Origin of the sequence: Actinoplanes palleronii, assembly GCF_016862315.1 — a bacterium.
Taxonomy (GTDB): domain Bacteria; phylum Actinomycetota; class Actinomycetes; order Mycobacteriales; family Micromonosporaceae; genus Actinoplanes; species Actinoplanes palleronii.
In genome coordinates this window covers 1-985 of sequence record NZ_BOMS01000230.1, presented here as the reverse complement: position 1 = coordinate 985, position 985 = coordinate 1, and the positions used below count along the sequence as shown (strand labels likewise).

The 985-nt window shown below is 64.5% G+C and carries 1 protein-coding gene; it reads left to right on the top strand.

The window, feature by feature from the left end:
• The first annotated feature begins 63 nt into the window (after positions 1–63).
• Positions 64–960, top strand: coding sequence for an IS982 family transposase (locus tag Apa02nite_RS50750; RefSeq protein WP_203831585.1), 897 nt, complete (start codon positions 64–66; stop codon positions 958–960).
• Positions 961–985 lie beyond the last annotated feature (25 nt).

The window sequence follows — 985 nt, the reverse complement described above, 5'->3', positions numbered from 1 at the left end:
GAGTAGTTCCGATGTCAGGGGTCGATGTCTTGGGTACGAAGGGAGGGTGTCCAAGATCGTGTTGTGACGCAAGACCTGGACACCCTCTTGACCGCACTTTACGTGAAGATCGACGACAGCATCCGTACTCGTCGGTGGCGTGGCCGGCCGCCGCGGCTGACCGACTCCGAACTGGTCTGCCTGGCTGTGGCACAGGTCCTGCTCGGCGCCCGTTCGGAAGCACACTGGATCCGGTACGCCCGTATTCACCTGCATGGCATGTTCCCCTACCTGCCCCAGCGGCCCGGGTACAACAAACGACTCCGTGCCGCCCTGCCACTGATCAAGAAGACCCTCCGGGACCTGGCCCGCGACAGCGACTTCTGGTTCGACAACCACTGGATCGTCGACTCCACCCCGATCCCGTGCGGCATGTCGCGTCCCACGGTGCAACGCTCGGACATGGCCGGCTGGGCCGGCTACGGCTACTGCGCCTCGCACTCCCGGTTCTTCTGGGGACTGCGGCTGTACCTGGTCTGCACCCCGGCCGGGATGCCGATCCTGTGGGCCCTGGCCAACCCGAAGATCGGCGAACGCGAGGTCCTGGCCGCGATGCTCGAACACGATGCCGACCTCGTCGCCGACCGTACGGGTGTCCTGCTGATCAGTGACAAGGGTTTCGCTTCGAAGCCGTTCGAGCGGCGACTGGCCGAAGACCACGGCATCGAGCTGCTGCGCCCGTCCCGCAAGAAGGAGAAGGCCCGCTACGGCGAACCGATGCTCAAGAAGGTCCGCCAGCTGATCGAGTCGGTCAACGACACCCTCAAAGGCCAGCTTGACCTGGAACAACACGGCGGCCGTACATTCGCCGGCGTCGCCGTACGCATCGCGCAGCGGCTGCTGGCCATGAGTGCAGCGATCTGGCACAACAACAAGACCGGCGCACCCGTCACCCGGTCACTGATCGCCTACGACCACTGACCGGGATATCGGAACTACTCGTCTA